This is a genomic window from Micromonospora sp. NPDC002296 (assembly GCF_040296145.1).
In the GTDB taxonomy this organism is placed as follows: domain Bacteria; phylum Actinomycetota; class Actinomycetes; order Mycobacteriales; family Micromonosporaceae; genus Micromonospora.
The window spans coordinates 1-2551 of sequence record NZ_JBEOWQ010000116.1 but is presented as its reverse complement, the minus strand read 5'-3'; the positions used below and the strand labels follow the sequence as shown (position 1 = coordinate 2551).

Below are 2551 nucleotides of genomic sequence, written 5' to 3'. Positions count from 1 at the left end.
CGGCCGTCGCCCTGCTCGCCGCGTACGCGCGCCTGCTGGAGCACCCGGACGCGCGGGTGCGGCACCGGGCGGCGAATGCCTGGCTGACCTGGGAGGACGCCGTAGTCTCGCTGGAACCCAACGGCAAGCCGGACGCGTACACCGATCAGCCGCCGGACGACCGCCTGGCCTTTGTCCGGATCTGCGCGCACTACTTCTCGCACGGGGCATGGCTCGACGACGACGCCCTGCTGCGCGACGCCGGGCGGCTGGCCGGGATTCCCGGGGTGCTCGTGCACGGCCGCCTCGACCTCGGTTCGCCGCTGGAGACGCCGTGGTCGCTGGCCCGCGCCTGGCCCGACGCGGAGCTGATCGTGGTAGACGACTCCGGCCACACCGGCAGCGACGCCATGCGCGGTCATCTGCGCGACGCGTTGGGCCGGTTCGCCGCCCGCTGAGCCGTGCCACGGTCGGTGAAGGTGGGCGGGTGTGATGATGGTCCAGGTCGAACCGACCTCGTCCGTGCCGTCATGGCATGTCCGCGTATCGGAGTGGGAGCGGAGGCCGGGGACGGCGCCACGCGACGTTGGTCAGGATGGCGAACATGATCAGAAGTGCCACTGCGACGAGGGTGATCAACCCTCCGGATGGATCGCCGGCCTCGCGCACCCTCAGGCAGGGGTCGCTGTTCGCGTGGTGGACGGGGACGTTGTCTCCAATATTCACGGCTTGGCCCGCATCGACCGTAACGCGCAGGGTCGATTGACACACCTCCCCACGGTCTGTCGTGAAATGAACCATCAGGAAGGTTCTTGCTCCGCGATGCTCGACGCCGGCGACCTCAGCCACCGCGTCTGATCCCCGGCGTTCGTCTGAAATTGACCAGGTGGCCAGCGCCGTGAGCGTGAGCGCAAAGGCCAGACCGAACGTCGAGAACACCCGTAGGAAGGTTCGGCTTGGCCGTCGAGGGCTCATGGTCGGACTCTAGAACGGGTCGGCAACGAACTGATGCGGTCGATGGCACCGGCGGAACGGGGCCACCGGCCTCGGACTCACCTCTTTACCTCGAACGAGGTGGCGGCCTGCCGCGACGGCATGGCGGCAACAACATATGCAACTGTCCCACTTGAACTTATATCGCACTGGGGGGCTTGCGGCAAGGCCCGGGTGTTGCCGCAAAATCGTCGGCCGGACCCAAGAATGGACGAAGAAATGGGGCACGACGTGCGTGGTGATCCACCCGGTCAGCGAAGTGCAGTGGACGACGGCCGCCTCGGAGGAATCGCGATGACCGAGCAGTACGTGTCGGGTCTCCACGAGGTCGACGAGACGCAGCACGCGCTCGTCGGCGGCAAGGGCGCGCACCTGGGGGCGTTGTCGCGGGTCGAGGGCATCCGGGTGCCGGCTGGCTTCTGCGTGACGACGCTCGCCTTCCGGCGAATCATGGCCGAGGTGCCGTGGATCGACGATCACCTCGATCAGCTGTCGCGCCTGAACCCGGACGACCGGGAGGCGATCCGCACGCTCAGTGCGGAGATCCGTCGGACCATCGAGGGGACCGCCCTCCCCGCCGAGGTGGCTGCGGCGATCACCCGGGCTCTCACCCAGCTCGGTGAGCGAGCTGCCTACGCCGTCCGATCCAGCGCGACGGCCGAGGACCTGCCGACGGCATCCTTCGCAGGTCAGCAGGACACGTACCTGAACGTCATGGGCCTGGCGGCGATCCTGGCGCATGTCAGCCGGTGCTGGGCCTCGCTCTTCACCGAGCGTGCCGTGACCTACCGCCAGCGGAACGGCATCGACCACCGCACGGTCCACATGGCCGTCGTCGTGCAGAAGATGGTCCTCCCGCAGGCGGCCGGCGTCCTGTTCACGGCCGACCCCGTCACGTCCAACCGGAAGGTCGCCTCCGTGGAGGCCGGCTTCGGCCTCGGCGAGGCCCTGGTCTCCGGGCTGGTGAACGCGGACGCCTACCAGGTGCGGGGCGAGGAAATCATCCACAGGGCGATCGCCACCAAGCGGCTTGCCGTCCACGCCCTGCCGGGTGGCGGGACGAGGGAACAGGCGATCGACCCGGAGCGGCAGGAGCAGCCGGCGCTGACGGATGCGCAGGTCGTGCGGCTGGTGCGGCTGGGCCGGCGGGTCGAAGCCCACTTCGGGCACCCCCAGGACATCGAATGGTGCCTGGTCGACGACGACTTCCAGATCGTCCAGAGTCGGCCGATCACCACACTCTTCCCCGTCCCCGAGGCCGACGACGCGGAGAACCACGTCTACGCCTCCGTCGGTCATCAGCAGATGATGACCGACGCCATGAAGCCCCTGGGGCTATCCGTGTGGCAGCTGACGGCCCTCGCGCCGATGCGCCACGCCGGGGGACGGCTCTTCGTCGACGTCACCCGGCACCTGGCATCGCCGTCGAGCCGCGCCGCCCTGCTCGACGCCCTGGGCACGTATTCCGATCCGCTGATGAGGGAGGGTCTGCTGCACCGGTAGGTGACATCTGAGATGGCTTGCCCTGGTGGCGGGCTGGAAGGATGTCGCTGTGCCCAAGCCCTACCCCCGTGAGTTC

Annotated in this window: 3 protein-coding genes; 2 read left to right on the top strand and 1 reads right to left on the bottom strand. The window is 68.6% G+C overall.

What is annotated here, in order from left to right; translation table 11 throughout:
* A partial coding sequence (locus ABT023_RS28940; protein WP_502890777.1) for an alpha/beta hydrolase family protein occupies positions 1-437 on the top strand: 437 nt, incomplete at its 5' end.
* Positions 438-507: 70 nt separating this feature from the next.
* Here ABT023_RS28940 and ABT023_RS28935 read toward each other — a convergent pair.
* The gene (locus tag ABT023_RS28935) at positions 508-918 is read right to left on the bottom strand and encodes a hypothetical protein (protein WP_350889858.1); all 411 of its coding nucleotides are present in this window, start codon (positions 916-918) and stop codon (positions 508-510) included.
* Between the two features lie 135 nt (positions 919-1053).
* On the opposite strand from ABT023_RS28935, the gene ABT023_RS28930 reads away from it, so the two are divergent.
* Positions 1054-2475: a PEP/pyruvate-binding domain-containing protein gene (locus tag ABT023_RS28930; protein ID WP_350889857.1), complete on the top strand. Its 1422-nt coding sequence runs from the start codon at positions 1054-1056 to the stop codon at positions 2473-2475.
* Positions 2476-2551 lie beyond the last annotated feature (76 nt).